We start from the raw sequence: 15,799 nt of genomic DNA, 5'->3' as shown, positions 1-15,799 counted from the left end.
CCATGGACATCCTCTTCCTCCTCATCCCCCTGTCCGTCGGCCTGGGCCTGCTGATCCTCGGCGCGCTGGCGTGGGCGGTGTGGCGGGGTCAGTTCGAGTCGCTCGAGGCCGAAGGCGAACGGATCCTGCGCGACGAGAGCTGAAGGCGGACTCCCGAACGCAGAGATCGCAGGGCAAGCGCAGAGGACGCGGAAGCAGACCATTGAATGATTCTTCTGCGATCTCCGCGCTTGCCCTGCGGCCTCTGCGTTCCGGAGTTCTTGCCGGCTGCGAACGAGCCACTTGACGTGCATCAACCCGACCGGGGCGCCGCGACGGGACACTGCCAAGGTCACGATCAAAGGCTCCCGATGGACGACAACAAGCAAGCAGCGGCGGTGGCGTACACCGACACGGTGGTGCGCCAGTTCTCGCTGATGGCGGTGGTCTGGGGCGTGGTGGGCATGGCCGTCGGCGTGTTCATCGCGGCGCAGCTCGCCTGGCCGGAACTCAATTTCGGCATTCCCTGGCTCAGCTACGGGCGCCTGCGCCCGCTGCACACCAACGCGGTGATCTTCGCGTTCGGCGGCTGCGCGCTGTTCGCCAGCAGCTACTGGTGCGTGCAGCGCACGTCGCACGTGCCGCTGTTCCTGCCCAAGCTGGCGTCGTTCACGTTCTGGGCCTGGCAGGTGGTGATCGTGGCCGCCGCCATCAGCCTGCCGCTGGGCTACACGCAGGGCAAGGAGTACGCGGAACTCGAGTGGCCGATCGACATCGTGATCGCGGCCGTGTGGATCTCGTACGCGATCGTCTTCTTCGGCACCATCGGCAAGCGCAAGGTGCGCCACATCTACGTGGCCAACTGGTTCTACGGCTCGTTCATCATCGCCATCGCGGTGCTGCACCTGGTGAACAGCGCCGCGATCCCGGCCGGCTGGATGAAGTCGTACAGCGCGTACGCCGGCGTGCAGGACGCGATGGTGCAGTGGTGGTACGGCCATAACGCCGTGGGCTTCTACCTCACCGCCGCCTTCCTCGGGATGATGTATTACTTCATCCCGAAGCAGGCCGAGCGCCCGGTCTACAGCTACCGGCTGTCCATCGTCCACTTCTGGGCGCTGATCTTCACGTACATGTGGGCCGGCCCGCACCACCTGCACTTCACCGCGCTGCCGGACTGGACCCAGTCGGTGGGCATGCTGTTCTCGCTGATCCTGCTGGCGCCCAGCTGGGGCGGGATGATCAACGGGATGATGACGCTGTCGGGCGCGTGGCACAAACTGCGCGACGACCCGGTGCTGCGCTTCATGATCGTCGCGCTGTCCTTCTACGGCATGGCGACCTTCGAAGGCCCGCTGATGTCGATCAAGACCGTGAACGCGCTGTCGCACTACACGGACTGGACGGTCGGCCACGTGCACGCCGGCGCGCTGGGCTGGGTCGGCCTGATCACGATGGGCACGCTGTACTACCTGATCCCGCGCCTGTTCGGCCAGAAGAAGATGTACTCGGTCCCGGCCATCGAGCTGCACTTCTGGATCTCCACCGTCGGCATCGTGCTGTACATCGCCGCGATGTGGATCGCCGGCGTGATGCAGGGCCTGATGTGGCGCGCGGTGAACACCGACGGCACGCTGACCTACACCTTCGTCGAATCGGTCAAGGCGACCTATCCCTTCTACGTGATCCGCGTCACCGGCGGCCTGCTGTACCTGGCCGGGATGCTCGTGATGGCATGGAACACGTGGATGACGGTGGCGGGCGGCCGCGCGGTGCGCGTTCCCGTGCCGATGCCCCAGGCGGCCTGAAGCGAGACACCAAGCCATGAGCACTTCCAACACCCCCACCGGTTTCACCCACGAGCGGGTCGAGACCAGCAACTTCCTGATGATCGTGCTGATCCTGCTGGTCGTCGCCGTCGGCGGCCTGGTGGAGATCGTCCCGTTGTTCTTCCAGAAGTCGACCACGCAGGCGATCCAGGGCGTCGAGCCGCCCACCGCGCTGCAGGTGGTCGGCCGCGACATCTACGTGCGCGAGGGTTGCTACAACTGCCACTCGCAGATGATCCGGCCGCTGCGCGCCGAGACGCTGCGCTACGGCCACTACTCGGTGGCCGGGGAATCGGTTTACGACCACCCGTTCCAGTGGGGCAGCAAGCGCACGGGCCCCGACCTGGCGCGCGTGGGCGGCAAGTACTCGGACGAGTGGCACCGCATCCACCTGAACAACCCGCGCGACGTGGTGCCCGAGTCGAACATGCCGGCCTACACCTGGCTGGAGAAGACGCCCGCGGACCACGCCAGCGCCGCCACGCACATGAAGGCGCTGCGCGCCGTCGGCGTGCCGTTCACCGACGAGCAGGTCGCCAAGGCGGCGGCCGAGGTCAAGGGCAAGAGCGAGATGGACGCGCTGGTCGCGTACCTGCAGTCGCTCGGCCTGGCGCTGAAGTGAGAGGGAGCCGGGACATGGACGTCAACACCCTGCGCATCCTGGCCACGCTGGCCTGCTTCGCCACCTTCATCGCCATCCTGGCCTGGGCGTATGCCCGGTCCAACCGCGCCCGCTTCGAGGAAGACGCGCGCATCCCCCTGCTGGACGACTGATCATGAGCGACTTCACCGCGAATTTCTGGTCGGTCTACGTGGCCGGCATCACCCTGGCGGGCATCGTCGCCTGCCTGCTGCTGCTGTGGATCACGGCGCGCAAGAAGATCGTCTCGGCGGCCGACAACACCACCGGCCACGTCTGGGACGAGGACCTGACCGAGATGAACAACCCGATGCCGCGCTGGTGGATGTGGCTGTTCGTCATCACCGCCGTCTTCTCGCTGCTGTACCTGGCGTTCTATCCGGGCCTGGGGACCTACCAGGGCAGCCTCGGGTGGTCGTCGCGCGGCGCCTACGACGCCGAGGTCGAGGAAGCCAACCGCCAGCTCGCGCCGCTGTACGCGCAGTTCACGGCGCGCAAGGTGGAGGAAGTCGCCGGCGACGCGGCCGCGATGGCCATCGGCGAGCGGCTGTTCATGAACAACTGCGCGCAGTGCCACGGTTCCGACGCGCGCGGCAGCAAGGGCTTCCCGAACCTCGCCGATGCCGACTGGCTGCACGGCGGCACGCCCGACAAGATCGTCGAGACCATCAACGCCGGCCGCCAGGGCGCCATGCCCCCGATGGCCGCGGCCGTGGGTTCCGCCGACGACGTCAAGAACGTCGCCAACTACGTGCTGTCGCTGTCCGGTGCGCCGCACGACTCGCTGCGCGCCCAGCTGGGCAAGAGCAAGTTCACAGCCTGTGCCGCCTGCCATGGCATGGACGGCAAGGGCAACCCCGCGATGGGCGCGCCCAACCTCACGGACGACGTCTGGCTGCACGGCTATGGCGAGCAGGCCATCATCGCCATGGTCAACAACGGCAAGACCAACGTCATGCCCGCCCAGCACGGCAAGCTGACCGACGCGCAGATCCACGTGCTGGCGTCGTATGTGTGGGGGCTGTCGAACAAGCCGGTGGTGGTGAAACCCTGAGGCGGCCTTCCGTCGTCCCCGCGGAGGCGGGGACCCATCGCTTCCACCTCGTGAGCGTCGGGAAGACGGAAGCGGTGGATTCCCGCCTCCGCGGGAATGACGTGGGACTGATCTAGCGCAAACACGGCATCCCGGGTGGCGCGCACCATCGTGGTGTCCACCATGCAGCACCAGAAAGTCATCCCCATCGTCCCCGTGCCGGCCGCGCCCGAGGAGACCGTGTCGCTCTACGAGGCGCACAAGAAGGTCTATCCCCGCAGCGTCACGGGCCTGTTCGCGCGCTGGCGGTGGGCGTTCGTGTGGCTGACGCAGATCGTGTTCTACGGGCTGCCGTGGCTGTCGTGGGGCACGGAGAACGGCAGCCGGCAGGCGGTGCTGTTCGACCTGGCGGCACGGCGCTTCTACCTGTTCGGGGAGGTGCTGTATCCGCAGGACTTCATCTACCTCACGGGCCTGCTGGTCGCCAGCGCGCTGCTGCTGTTCCTGTTCACCGCGGTGGCGGGGCGGCTGTGGTGCGGCTTCGCGTGCCCGCAGACGGTCTACACGGAGATCTTCCTGTGGATCGAGCGGCACGTCGAAGGCGACCGCCCGCAGCGGCTGAAGCTGGACGGCAGCAGCTTCAGCACCGAGAAGCTGGTGAAGAAGTCGTTCAAGCACCTCGCGTGGATGAGCGTGGCGATGTGGACCGGCGTCACGTTCGTGGGCTACTTCACGCCGGTGCGCGAACTGGGGATGGAGTTCCTGCAGACGCGCATGGACTCGTGGGAAGTGTTCTGGGTGTTCTTCTACGCCGCGGCCACCTACGGCAACGCCGGCTTCCTGCGCGAGCAGGTGTGCAAGTACATGTGCCCGTATGCGCGCTTCCAGAGCGCGATGTTCGACAAGGACACGCTGATCGTCAGCTACGACGCCGCGCGCGGCGACCCGCGCGGCACCCGCGGCCGCCGCGACGACTTCCAGGCCAGGGGGCTGGGCTCGTGCATCGACTGCGGGCTGTGCGTGCAGGTGTGCCCGACCGGCATCGACATCCGCAACGGCCTGCAGTACGAGTGCATCAGCTGCGCCGCCTGCGTCGACGTGTGCGACACGGTGATGGACAAGATGGAGTACCCGCGCGGGCTGATCCGCTTCAGCACGCAGCAGGCGCTGGACAAGGGCTGGACCGGCCGCGACATCGTGCGCCGCGTGCTGCGCCCGCGCATCCTGGTCTACGCGACCGTCCTCGCCGCGCTCTGCATGGGCCTGGCGATCAGCCTGGCGCTGCGCACGCCGCTGAGGGTGGACGTGGTGCGCGACCGCGCCTCGCTGGCGCGCATCGTGGCCGGCGGCAAGCTGGAGAACGTCTACCGGCTGCAGGTGATGAACGCGACCGAGGAGACGCAGCGCTACCGCATCGGCGCGGAAGGCCTGCCGGGCCTGGCGATCGCCTCGGACGACGAGGTGAGCGTCGGCCCGGCCGAGTCGCGCTGGGTCGCCGTGCGCCTGCAACTCCCGTACGGGGCCGCGCCCGCGGGTTCGCACGCCATCCATTTCACGATCGAGGGGCAGGGCGGGGCGCACGTGCGCGAGAAATCCGTCTTCATCGTCCCGCGCTGACCCGAGGAGACTCCATGCCCCGCCCGACGCAATCCACCTCCCTCCCCGAGCCCTGGTGGCGCCATGGCCTGGTGTGGCTGGTGCTGTCCGGCCCGATCGTGGTCGTGCTCGCCTCGATCGTCACCTTCTGGCTGGCCGCGCACGGTGCCGACGTGCTGGCCGACGACGCCCGCCCGCGCGCCCCGGTGCAGCGCCAGGCCGTGCACGAGCGAGCACTGCTGCCGGCGCAGCAGGCCCGCAACCACGCGGCCACGCCCGCGGCCGAAGCGCCCTGAATCGCCATGCTCGCGCGCAAGATGCTCTGGATCGCCTGGCCCGCGTTCCTCGCCGCCTGCCTGCTGCAGGCGCTGGTGTTCGCGCTGGTCGACCCGCACGACGTGCAGTGGCTGCACGGGACGCTGGCGTGGTCGCGGCAGGCGGTCCATGCCGTCGCGTTCTTCGCCTTCTGGGTCATCAGCATGGGGGCCTGCGCGCTGACCACGCTGCTGCGCCTGACCCCGAACGAGGTGAACCAGTGCCCCTTCGCCCCTGCGCGCCGGCCGCCGGGCTGCCCGGGGCAGGTGGACGTGCGCGACGCCTGACCGGCGGTGGCCGACCCGGCCCGCGGCGGCGGTGCTGTAAATTCGGCCGGCCATGCCCTCCCGGTTCCACCATGCCGACTCCGAAGGCGTCGCCGCCCGCCTGGCCGGCCTCCTCGATTCCGCCATGGACGGCATCCTGTCCATCGACGAAGGCCAGGTCATCGTCCTGTACAACCGCGCCGCCGAGAAGATCTTCGGCTGGACCGCCGCCGAGGCGCTGGGCCAGCGGCTCGAGATGCTGCTGCCCGAACGCCACCGCGCCGGGCACGCTGGCATGGTGGCGCGCTTCGGGACCACCGGCGTCACCACCCGCCGCATGGGCGACGGCACCACGATCACGGGCTTGCGCAAGGACGGCAGCGTGTTCCCGATGGACGCCTCGATCTCGCAGCTGGACACGGGGCACGGCAAGGTCTACACGGTGATCCTGCGCGACGTGTCCGAGCGCGTGCGGGCGCGCCAGGAACTGGCCGCGTTCGCCGCCGAGGCCAGCGGCGTGCGCGAGCAGGAGAAGAGCCGCATCGCGCGCGAACTGCACGACGAGCTCGCCCAGTCGCTCACTGCGCTGAAGATGGACACCATCTGGGTGCGCGACAACCTGCGCGCGGATCCCACCGCCGCGGCGGCCAAGCTCGATGCGATGGTCGCGTTGCTCGACCAGAGCGTGGCGTCCACGCGCCGCATTGCCGCCGACCTGCGCCCGCTGGTCCTCGACGACCTGGGCCTGGCTGCCGCCATCGAGTGGGTGGCCCACGGCTTCCAGCAGCGCACCGGCGTCCCGTGCGAGCTGGACATGGACGAGGATCTCGATTTGCCGGAGCCGTACGCGACGGCCGTGTTCCGCATCGTGCAGGAATCCCTGGCGAACGTCGCCAAGCATGCGCAGGCCAGCAAGGTGCAGGTGCGCGTCGCGCAAGAGGGCAACCGCATGGTGCTCTCGGTGCAGGACGACGGCCGCGGCTTCGTCACCGGCGAGCCGCGCAAGCCGCAGTCGCTGGGCCTGGCCGGCCTGCGCGAGCGGGCGCAGCTGCTCAGCGGCGAGGTGCGGGTGACCAGCGCGCCGGGCGAGGGCACGCGCGTCGAGGCGCGCATTCCCGTGCAGGAGGCCGCATGACGATCCGGCTGGTGCTGGCCGACGACCACGCCATCGTGCGCGAGGGCCTCAAGCGCATCGTCGGCGACGTGGGCGACCTGCAGGTGGTGGGCGAAGCGGCCGACGGCACCGAGGTGATGCAGCGCGTGCGCGAGCTGGACTTCGACGTGCTGGTGCTGGACCTGTCGATGCCGGGCCGCAGCGGCATGGAGCTGATCAAGCTGGTGAAGGCCGAGAAGCCCAGGCTGCGCATCCTGGTGCTGTCGATGCACCAGGAGACGCAGTACGCGGTGCGCGCGATCAAGTCGGGCGCCAGCGGCTACCTCACCAAGGAAAGTGCGCCCGCGCAGCTGGAGCAGGCGCTGCGCAAGATCGCTGCCGGCGGCGCCTACGTCAGCACCGAAGTGGCGGAGCAGCTCGCGCTGGGCGCGATGCCCGGCGGTGCCGCGGCGGCGACCCACGAGGCACTGTCGGACCGCGAGTTCGACGTGCTGCGGCGGTTGGCGATCGGCGACTCGGTCACGGACGTCGCCAGCGCGCTGAACCTGTCGGTGAAGACGGTGAGCAGCCACAAGGCCAACGCGATGGCCAAGCTGGGCCTGCACAACCAGACCGACCTGGTGCGCTACGCGCTGCGCCACGGGCTGATCGAGCCCTAAACCAGCCCCTCGGAATTTTCCGAGCCGGGTTCGGAGCGGCCGCAGCCGCGAACCGGAATCCACCGAGGCGGCGTTTCAGCCCGCGCCGATGGCCGCGACCGCCCTCGGCCGGCACAGTGGAGCCCATGCCCAGCGCCACTGCCGCCACCCCCCTGCGAGTGTTCCTCGCGGACGACTCCGGCCCGATCCGCGCCCGCGTCGCCCAGCTGCTGTCGGGCCGCGAGATGGCCGTCGTCGGCGAAGGCGCCACGCCGCAGGCCTGCATCGACGGCATCCTGGCCGCCCACCCCGACGTCGTCGTGCTGGACGTGCAGCTCGAGGGCGGCACCGGCCTGCAGGTGCTGCGCGCCGTGCGCGAAGCGCAGCCGGGCATCGAATTCGTCGTGCTGTCCAACAGCGCCAGCGAGCCGTACCGCCGCCGCTACCTCGGCGCCGGCGCCCGCTGGTTCCTCGACAAGAGCAGCGAGTTCGACCAGCTCGCCGCCGCGCTCGCCGCCACCCGTCACTGATCCTCCGGAGCCTCCATGACCGCCGCCACCCTGTCCCAGCCCAGCACCGTCCCCGTGCAGTTCACGCCCCGTCCCGCGCGCGGCGCGCCCGCCACGCTCACCACGGCGTGCTCCAGCTGCCACCTGAAGGAGCTGTGCCTGCCTTGCGGCATGAGCGGCCCGACGGTCGATCGCCTGGACGGGCTGCGCTTCGCCCGCCGCCGCGTGAAGGCGGGCCAGCCGCTGTACCGCGCCGGCGACGCCTTCCAGTTCATCTACGCGGTGCGCAGCGGCACGTTCAGGTCCAGCCTGGCCGCCGCCGACGGCCGCGAGCAGGTCAGCGGCTTCTCGATCGCCGGCGAACTGCTGGGCCTGGACGGCCTCGCGCAGGGCCGCCACGCGAGCACCGCGACCGCGCTGGAGGACGCCGAGATCTGCGCGATCCCGTACGACCACCTGATGGAACTGTCGACCGGCAGCCCGGACCTGCAGAAAGCCGTCGGCCGGCTGATGAGCCGCGAGATCGTGCGCGAGCACGGCCTGATGCTGCTGCTGGGCAGCATGAACGCCGAGGAGCGCCTGGCCGCCTTCCTGCTGAACGTGTCGCAGCGCATGAAGGTGCGCGGCTGGTCGCCGAGCGAGTTCCACCTGCGCATGTCGCGCGCCGAGATCGGCAGCTACCTGGGCATGAAGCTGGAGACGGTCAGCCGCACCTTCTCGGCGTTCGTGCAGCAGGGGCTGCTGGAGGTCGACAAGCGCCACATCCGCATCCTCGACCTGGAGCGCCTGGCGCGCACCGTCGAATCGCGCGTGCACTGAGCGCGGCGGCTTGATGCTTGTCAACACGCACGCCCCGCTCGAGGCGCAAAGTGGCACCGTGACCACCGACACCCCCGCCGTCCTCCCCGCCGAGATCCTGCGCCGCTTCGACGTCAACGGGCCGCGCTACACCTCGTACCCGACCGCCGACCGCTTCGTGGAGGCGTGGGGGCCGGCCGACCACCACCGGATGCTGGAACAGCGCCGCGACGGTGCGACCGCCGCCTTGCGCCAGCCGCTGTCGCTGTACGTGCACATCCCGTTCTGCGAATCGATCTGCTACTACTGCGCCTGCAACAAGATCATCACGCGCCAGCATGGCCGCGTGCAGCCGTACCTGGAACTGCTGGAGCGCGAGGCGCGCCTGCACACGGACGTGATCGGCACCGGCCAGTCGGTGAGCCAGCTGCACCTGGGTGGCGGCACCCCCACCTTCCTCGGCGACGAGGAGTTGTCGCAACTCGTGGCCATGCTGCGGCGCCACTTCGACCTGGTCGCCGGTGGCGAGTTCTCGGTGGAAGTGGACCCGCGCACCGTGACCCGCGAGCGGCTCGCGCACCTGGCGCGCCTGGGCTTCAACCGCCTGAGCTTCGGCGTGCAGGACTTCGATCCGCGCGTGCAGCAGGCCGTGCACCGCGTGCAGCCGTACGAGCAGGTCGCCGAACTGGTGGACGCTTCGCGCGAGATCGGCTTCGAATCGATCAACGTCGACCTGATCTACGGCCTGCCGCTGCAGACGCCCGAGTCGTTCGCGGTCACGCTGGAGCGCCTGCGCACGCTCCGCCCGGACCGCGTGGCGCTGTATGGCTATGCGCACCTGCCCGAGCGCTTCAAGCCGCAGCGGCGCATCGTGCCGGCCGAACTGCCCGATGCCGCGTCTAAGCTGGCGATGCTGTCGCAGTCGATCGACGCGCTCGCGCACGCCGGCTACGTGTACGTCGGCATGGACCACTTCGCGCTGCCGGAGGACTCGCTGGCGGTCGCCAAGCGGCAGGGCCGGCTGCACCGCAACTTCCAGGGCTACAGCACGCAGCCTGACAGCGACCTGGTCTCGCTGGGCGTGTCCGCCATCAGCCGCATCGGCGCCAGCTTCTCGCAGAACGCGAAGACGATGGACGAGTACCGCGACCTGCTGGACCAAGGCCAGCTGCCGGTGGTGCGGGGCCTCGCGCTGGACCGCGACGACCTCGTGCGCCGGGCCGTGATCATGGGCCTGATGTGCCAGGGCCAGGTCCTGTTCGAGGACATCGAGCTGGCCTGGCTGGTGGACTTCCGCAGCTACTTCGCCAGCGAGCTGCAGCGGCTGCGCGACATGCAGGCCATGGGCCTGGTGACCGTGGACGACACCGGCATCCAGGTGACCGCCGCCGGCTGGTACGTGGTGCGCGCGATCGGCATGGTGTTCGACCGCTACCTGCAGTCGGACCGCCAGCGCAACCGCTTCTCGCGCATCCTCTGATGGCCCTCGGCCTCGCCACGACCGCGTTCGTGATGGGGCTCGCGGGCGGCCCGCACTGCGCGGCCATGTGCGGCGCGGCCTGCGCGGGCATTGCACGGGCGGGGCAGGGCAACGTCGCGGCACGGGCGCGCGTGTTCCAGTTCGGGCGCATCGTCGGCTATTCCGCCGCCGGTGCGGTCGTCGCCTCGGGAGCGCAGGCGCTCGGCTGGCTGGCGACGCAGGCTGCGGCGTTGCGGCCTGCGTGGACGCTGATGCATCTCGCCGTGCTGGCCTGGGGCCTGGTGCTCCTGGTGCAGGCACGGCAGCCGGCCTGGCTGGATGGCTTCGGGCGTGGCGTCTGGACGCGCGTGCGGCCCGGCGTCGGCGCGCGCGGCGGTGCGTTCGGGGCCGGGGTGCTGTGGACGTTCATGCCGTGCGGGCTGCTGTACTCGGCCCTGCTGGTGGCGTCGCTGGCCGATGGGCCGGTGCAGGGCGCCGCCACCATGGCGCTGTTCGCGATCGGCAGTGGGCTCGGGCTTTGGCTCGCGCCGAAGCTGTTCCTGTGGCTGGCGGGGCAGGGCCATCGCTGGCGGCAGGTGGGTGGCACTCGCCTGGCTGGTGCGTTGCTGGTCGGCGTCGCCGTGTGGGCCTTGTGGGCGGACACGCTCCGTCGCATCGCGGTGTACTGCGGGCTATAAGCCCTTGTTCTAGCTGTTAGCCCCCGGCGCCGGTTCCGGTCGCGTTGGGCCGCGCCGCACAATCGGCGGAACAAGGAGAGTTCCATGACGCAACCGCTGCGCATCGCGCTGGCCGGCGCCGGCGCCTTCGGCCAGAAGCACCTCGACGCCCTGAAGCTGATCGACGGCGTGCAGGTCACGTCGGTGATCGGCCGCGAGCTGGACAAGACCAGGGAGGTCGCGTCCAAGTACGGCATCGGCCACGTCGCGACGGACCTGGCCGCGACGCTCAAGCGCGACGACGTCGATGCGGTGATCCTGTGCACGCCGACGCAGATGCACGCGTCGCAGGCGATCGCCTGCCTGCAGGCCGGCAAGCACGTGCAGGTGGAGATTCCGCTATGCGACAAGCTGTCGGACGGGCAGGCGGTGGTGGACCTGCAGAAGAAGACCGGCCTGGTCGCGATGGTGGGCCACACGCGACGCTTCAACCCCAGCCACCAGTACGTGCACCGCAAGATCGCGGCCGGCGAGTTCCACATCCAGCAGATGGACGTGCAGACGTACTTCTTCCGCCGCACGAACATGAATGCGCTGGGCCAGCCGCGCAGCTGGACCGACCACCTGCTGTGGCACCACGCCGCGCACACCGTGGACCTGTTCCAGTACCAGACTGGCAGCCGCGTGGTGAAGGCGAACGCGATCCAGGGCCCGATCCATCCGGCGCTGGGCATCGCGATGGACATGAGCATCCAGCTGCAGGCCGGGAACGGCGCCATCTGCACGCTGTCGCTCTCGTTCAACAACGACGGCCCGCTGGGCACGTTCTTCCGCTACATCGGCGACACCGCGACGTTCATCGCGCGCTACGACGACCTGTTCAACGGCAAGGACGAGAAGATCGACGTGTCCAAGGTCGATGTCTCGATGAACGGCATCGAGTTGCAGGACCGCGAGTTCGTCGCCGCCATCCGCGAGAAACGCGAACCGAACGCGAGCGTGGCGAAGGTACTGCCTTGCTACGAGGTGCTGCACCAGTTGGAGCAGCAGCTGCAGTAGATGTCATTCCGGCGAAAGCCGGAATCCATGCTCGTCCTCGCACCGGTGCTGCTCGCGCGAGCCGGCGAGCACGTCAGGCGGCGCCTGCCGGGTCCTCATGCTCCGTCTCTCCGTTGCGCGGCCTCTCGCTGCCTCTGCGAACAGTCGCGCTGTGCTTGGCGGGCGCGGGGCCGCCGCGGTCGGCTCACGCGGAGGACATTCGCCCAACGGAATGCACCTCGGCGCGAGCCCGGGGCGAAGGGCGCTTGGGCGACGGTCGGCGGCGCATGAGCATGGATTCCGGCTTTCGCCGGAATGACAAAGGCGGAGGCGATCGATCCCCGCCTTCGCGGGGATGACGGAACGGGGCGGCGGGTACAATTCATGCCGAGGCGCTGGGGGGCGCCTTCCCGCACAAGAGGCTCTCACCCTCGTCACAAGTCTTCACGACCTGGCAGTCCATCCTGTTTCGTCGGCCCCCTGCGCGGGAACGGGCCACATGCGAAAAGGAACCTGTCATGGTGTTTCCCACCACATCCCCTTCCGATCGCGCCCGCCGGCGCGAACTGGCGCGCGGCGCGCGCGATGCGTTTCCGCCCATGGGCGTGTACGCGATCCGCAACCTGGCCACGGGCGACGTGCGCGTCGCTTCCAGCCGCAACGTGCCGGGTGCGATCAACCGCTTGCTGTTCGAGCTGCGCCAGCGAGGCCACCGCGACCGCGCGCTGCAGGGCGCCTGGAACCGCCTGGGCGAGCAGGGCGTGCGCGTCGACGTGCTGGAGATGGTGCGCGAGCGCACCGATCCCGCGTTCGACCACGACGCCGAACTCGCGGACCTGCTCGCGCTGTGGACGCAGGAATTCGCGGCGGGAGGTGTGCAATGAGCGCGCTCGCGTTTTGCCTCGGCCTGCACCGGGCCGGCGCAAGCCTGCAACGCAAGCTCGACGAGGACCTCGGCTTCTTCCACGGCATCGGCTGGGACGACTTCGTGCTGATGTCGCTGCTGGACACGTGTCGCGACGGCGTGCCGCTCGCGCAGCTGGCGCAATCGCTGCGCATCAGCCCATCGGCAGCGCTGCGCCGCCTGCCGCCGCTCGAGAAGACCGGCCTCGTCGCGCGCGAACGCAGCGGCGGACTGCGCGCCGTGCTGCGCCCGGGCGGTGCCCGCCTGGTGCGCGAAGCGCGCGAGACCGCGGCGGCGATCTGCGAGCAGGCGCTGCGCGGCGACACCGCGCTGCCCACCGCAGCCGGCCTGCTGGAGCGCCTGGCGACGAGCCCGGCGCTGCGCACCGCATGAGCGCCGCCGTCGAGGAGCTGAAGACGCGCGCCCGCGTGCGGCTCAATGCAATGCGCCGCGAGGGCCAGGACGGCAAGCTGCGCGAGCAACTGCACGAGGTGGCAGGCGAGGTCGGCTTCACGCAGTGGGAGCACGCGCGTCGCGTGCTCTCCGGCGAAGCGGTTGCCGGCGAGGACGTCGGCACCTTCTGGTATGCGCCGCGCACCAGTTCGTACCTGAACGAATGGTTCGCGGACCTGGCGCAGGCGCTGGCGGCCCATGCGCGCTCGCGTGGCGGCGTGCTGCTGCCGTACAAGCGGCAGTTCGTGATCGTGCAGCCGGACTTCCTCCGTGAACTGGCACTCGATCCGCACGACCCTGCCATCGCAGAAGCGGGCCGCGATCTCGTGCGCGCGTACGGATCATCCGCATGGCACGCGCTCGCGGCGCAGCGGGTGCGGGCGCCGCGCTCGAGCTTCGAAGGCGGCTAAGCTTCCCGCATGCAACAGCGAACCATCGGTCCCTTCACCGTCCCGGCCATCGGCCTGGGCTGCATGAACCTGAGCCACGCCTACGGGACGCCGCCGTCGGCGGAGCAGGGCGAGCGCGTGCTGCTCGCCGCGCTCGACGCCGGCGTGACGCTGTTCGACACGGCGGCGCTGTACGGCTTCGGCGCCAACGAGACGCTGGTCGGCCGCGTGCTGAAGGCGCACCGGAGCGACATCGTCCTGTGCAGCAAGGGCGGCCTGGCCGGCGTGACGGGCGACGATGGCGTCACGCGCCGCGTGATCGACGGCCGTCCGGAGGCGCTGCGACGCAACTGCGAGGACAGCCTGCGCCGCCTGCAGACCGACGTCATCGACGTCTACTACCTGCACCGCTGGGACAAGCAGGTGCCGATCGAGGAGAGCGTCGGCGCGATGAGCCGGCTCGTGGAGCAGGGCAAGGTGCGCCACCTGGGCCTGTCCGAGGTGTCCGCCGCGACGCTGCGCAAGGGGCACGCGGTGCATCCGATCACAGCGCTGCAGACCGAGTACTCGCTGTGGACGCGCAACCCCGAGATCGCGGTGCTCGACGCCTGCCGCGAACTGGGCGTCACTTTCGTGGCGTTCAGCCCGGTCGCGCGCGGCTTCCTGTGCGATGCGCTGCACGACGTCGGCACGCTGGACGCGAAGGACATCCGCCGCTCGATGCCGCGCTTCGCGCCCGACCACTACGCCAGGAACCTGGCGCTGCTGCCCGGCTACAAGGCGCTGGCGCGCGAGGCGGGCTGCACGCCGGCGCAGTTGGCGATCGCGTGGCTGCTGCACAAGGCGCCGCACATCCTGCCGATCCCCGGCACGACGTCGGTGGAGCACCTGGACGAGGACCTCGCAGCGGGTGACATGAAGCTCGACGCGGGCCTGCTCGCGCGCCTCGAAGAGCACATCAACCAGCGCACGGTGAGCGGCAACCGCTATTCCGAGCAGGCGCGCCGCGAGGTCGACACCGAGGAATTCCCCGGCGACTGAAGGGCCGGATGCGCGCGGCCGGGTGGCGTGCTACGGTGGCCTTCCGTTCGATCCACAGGAGAGCCCCATGGCCGCCATCCACGATCTCGCGAAGGATTTCGTCCGCCTCTGCCAGGAAGGGCAGTTCGAGGAAGCGGGCAAGCGCTACTGGTCCGACCGCATCGTCTCGCTGGAGCCGATGGAAGGGCCGATGGCCCGCAGCGAAGGCCTGCAGGCCGTGCTGGCCAAGGGCGAGTGGTGGTACCAGAACCACGAGATCCACCAGGTCACCAGCGACGGGCCGTACGTGCACGGCAACCAGTTCGCCGTGAAGTTCATCATGGACGTCACGCCGAAGACGGGCGACGCCGCCGGCAAGAAGCTCCACATGGAGGAGATCGGCCTCTACACCGTGCAGGACGGCAAGATCACCGAGGAGCGGTTCTTCTTCGGCGGCTGAACGCCTCAGTGTCTCTCCGCCGCCGCCGCCGTCAGCATCTGGTCGGTCTTGGCGATCGCCATCGCGGACAGCAGGAAGGTGATGTGGATCACCGTCTGCGCGATCAGCACGCGGTCGCTGTAGTTGGCCGCGTTGATGAAGGTCTTGAGCAGGTGGATCGAGCTGATGCCGATGATCGCGGTGGCCAGCTTGACCTTCAGCACCGACGCGTTGACGTGGCTCAGCCACTCGGGCTGGTCGGGGTGGCCTTCCAGGTTCATGCGGCTGACGAAGGTCTCGTAGCCGCCGACGATCACCATGATGAGCAGGTTGGAGATCATCACCACGTCGATCAGCGCCAGCACCACCAGCATGATCATGGTCTCGTTCAGCGACGTGACCTCGGCGCCCGGGCGGTAGCCGATGCTGTTGATCAACTGCTGCAAGGCGGCCTGGCTGCCGGCGGCGGCCTCCACCAGGTGCCACAGTTCGAGCAGGAAGTGCACGACGTACACGCCCTGGGCCACGATCAGGCCCACGTACAGCGGCAGCTGCAGCCAGCGGCTGGCGAAGATCATGGAGGGCAGGGGGCGCAGGGGCGAGTGCGGGCCCTTGGTGAAATTGGAGTCGGCCATTGGTTCTCGTTCGAAGGTGCGCGCGGATTGTAGGTTTCCCCAGTGGCCGCTCCGTGAACCGCCGCTCC

Annotated in this window: 21 protein-coding genes; 20 read left to right on the top strand and 1 reads right to left on the bottom strand. The window is 69.5% G+C overall.

From position 1 onward, the window contains the following. The first annotated feature begins 2 nt into the window (after positions 1-2). From ccoS to I8E28_RS14945, 20 genes are all read left to right on the top strand, one after another. Positions 3-143, top strand: a complete 141-nt coding sequence (gene ccoS, locus I8E28_RS15040) for a cbb3-type cytochrome oxidase assembly protein CcoS (RefSeq protein ID WP_200788874.1) — start codon at positions 3-5, stop codon at positions 141-143. A 207-nt stretch (positions 144-350) separates the two neighbouring features. After that, entirely contained in the window at positions 351-1,787 is a 1,437-nt protein-coding gene (gene ccoN, locus I8E28_RS15035; protein WP_200788873.1) for a cytochrome-c oxidase, cbb3-type subunit I, read from the top strand. A 16-nt stretch (positions 1,788-1,803) separates the two neighbouring features. Beyond that, positions 1,804-2,430 (top strand): cytochrome-c oxidase, cbb3-type subunit II, encoded by a 627-nt coding sequence (gene ccoO / locus I8E28_RS15030; RefSeq protein ID WP_200788872.1) that lies wholly within the window; start codon positions 1,804-1,806, stop codon positions 2,428-2,430. Between the two features lie 14 nt (positions 2,431-2,444). Next, on the top strand, positions 2,445-2,582 hold the full coding sequence (locus I8E28_RS15025; RefSeq protein WP_200788871.1) for a cbb3-type cytochrome oxidase subunit 3: 138 nt from the start codon (positions 2,445-2,447) through the stop codon (positions 2,580-2,582). 2 nt (positions 2,583-2,584) lie between these two features. After that, entirely contained in the window at positions 2,585-3,502 is a 918-nt protein-coding gene (gene ccoP, locus I8E28_RS15020; protein WP_200788870.1) for a cytochrome-c oxidase, cbb3-type subunit III, read from the top strand. A 162-nt stretch (positions 3,503-3,664) separates the two neighbouring features. Then, positions 3,665-5,098, top strand: coding sequence for a cytochrome c oxidase accessory protein CcoG (gene ccoG / locus I8E28_RS15015; protein ID WP_200788869.1), 1,434 nt, complete (start codon positions 3,665-3,667; stop codon positions 5,096-5,098). Positions 5,099-5,112: 14 nt separating this feature from the next. After that, the gene (locus I8E28_RS15010) at positions 5,113-5,373 is read left to right on the top strand and encodes a nitrogen fixation protein FixH (RefSeq protein WP_200788868.1); all 261 of its coding nucleotides are present in this window, start codon (positions 5,113-5,115) and stop codon (positions 5,371-5,373) included. Between the two features lie 6 nt (positions 5,374-5,379). Continuing rightward, positions 5,380-5,679 carry a hypothetical protein gene (locus I8E28_RS15005; protein WP_200788867.1) on the top strand — a complete coding sequence of 100 codons (300 nt, stop codon included), beginning with the start codon at positions 5,380-5,382 and terminating at the stop codon, positions 5,677-5,679. Positions 5,680-5,731: 52 nt separating this feature from the next. Next, complete coding sequence (locus I8E28_RS15000) at positions 5,732-6,793, top strand: PAS domain-containing sensor histidine kinase (RefSeq protein ID WP_200788866.1); 1,062 nt, start codon at positions 5,732-5,734, stop codon at positions 6,791-6,793. Next, a complete protein-coding gene (locus I8E28_RS14995; protein WP_200788865.1) occupies positions 6,790-7,431 on the top strand; it encodes a response regulator in 642 nt (213 codons plus the stop codon). Before I8E28_RS15000 ends, I8E28_RS14995 begins: the two co-directional genes overlap by 4 nt. Positions 7,432-7,556: 125 nt before the next feature. Next, positions 7,557-7,940: a response regulator gene (locus I8E28_RS14990; protein ID WP_200788864.1), complete on the top strand. Its 384-nt coding sequence runs from the start codon at positions 7,557-7,559 to the stop codon at positions 7,938-7,940. Between the two features lie 15 nt (positions 7,941-7,955). After that, positions 7,956-8,738: a helix-turn-helix domain-containing protein gene (locus tag I8E28_RS14985; protein ID WP_200788863.1), complete on the top strand. Its 783-nt coding sequence runs from the start codon at positions 7,956-7,958 to the stop codon at positions 8,736-8,738. Positions 8,739-8,796: 58 nt separating this feature from the next. Beyond that, positions 8,797-10,197 carry an oxygen-independent coproporphyrinogen III oxidase gene (hemN, locus tag I8E28_RS14980; RefSeq protein WP_338050791.1) on the top strand — a complete coding sequence of 467 codons (1,401 nt, stop codon included), beginning with the start codon at positions 8,797-8,799 and terminating at the stop codon, positions 10,195-10,197. Then, entirely contained in the window at positions 10,197-10,874 is a 678-nt protein-coding gene (locus tag I8E28_RS14975) for a sulfite exporter TauE/SafE family protein (RefSeq protein ID WP_200788862.1), read from the top strand. The genes hemN and I8E28_RS14975 overlap by 1 nt, the downstream gene beginning before the upstream one ends. 84 nt (positions 10,875-10,958) lie before the next feature. After that, positions 10,959-11,912: a Gfo/Idh/MocA family oxidoreductase gene (locus tag I8E28_RS14970; RefSeq protein ID WP_200788861.1), complete on the top strand. Its 954-nt coding sequence runs from the start codon at positions 10,959-10,961 to the stop codon at positions 11,910-11,912. Between the two features lie 497 nt (positions 11,913-12,409). Beyond that, a complete protein-coding gene (locus tag I8E28_RS14965; RefSeq protein ID WP_200788860.1) occupies positions 12,410-12,775 on the top strand; it encodes a GIY-YIG nuclease family protein in 366 nt (121 codons plus the stop codon). Then, positions 12,772-13,188, top strand: a complete 417-nt coding sequence (locus I8E28_RS14960; protein ID WP_200788859.1) for a helix-turn-helix domain-containing protein — start codon at positions 12,772-12,774, stop codon at positions 13,186-13,188. The genes I8E28_RS14965 and I8E28_RS14960 overlap by 4 nt, the downstream gene beginning before the upstream one ends. Further along, entirely contained in the window at positions 13,185-13,658 is a 474-nt protein-coding gene (locus I8E28_RS14955) for a hypothetical protein (protein ID WP_200788858.1), read from the top strand. The genes I8E28_RS14960 and I8E28_RS14955 overlap by 4 nt, the downstream gene beginning before the upstream one ends. 9 nt (positions 13,659-13,667) lie before the next feature. Then, entirely contained in the window at positions 13,668-14,678 is a 1,011-nt protein-coding gene (locus I8E28_RS14950) for an aldo/keto reductase (protein WP_200788857.1), read from the top strand. A gap of 67 nt (positions 14,679-14,745) precedes the next feature. Beyond that, positions 14,746-15,117, top strand: a complete 372-nt coding sequence (locus I8E28_RS14945) for a nuclear transport factor 2 family protein (RefSeq protein WP_200788856.1) — start codon at positions 14,746-14,748, stop codon at positions 15,115-15,117. 5 nt (positions 15,118-15,122) lie between these two features. On the opposite strand, the gene I8E28_RS14940 is transcribed toward I8E28_RS14945, so the two are convergent. Next, the gene (locus I8E28_RS14940) at positions 15,123-15,731 is read right to left on the bottom strand and encodes a YqhA family protein (RefSeq protein ID WP_200788855.1); all 609 of its coding nucleotides are present in this window, start codon (positions 15,729-15,731) and stop codon (positions 15,123-15,125) included. Between the last annotated feature and the right edge of the window lie 68 nt (positions 15,732-15,799).

This window comes from Ramlibacter algicola, assembly GCF_016641735.1.
Classification (GTDB): domain Bacteria; phylum Pseudomonadota; class Gammaproteobacteria; order Burkholderiales; family Burkholderiaceae_C; genus Ramlibacter; species Ramlibacter algicola.
Note: the sequence above shows the minus strand (reverse complement) of the source record. Positions and strands in the feature narration are given on the sequence as shown.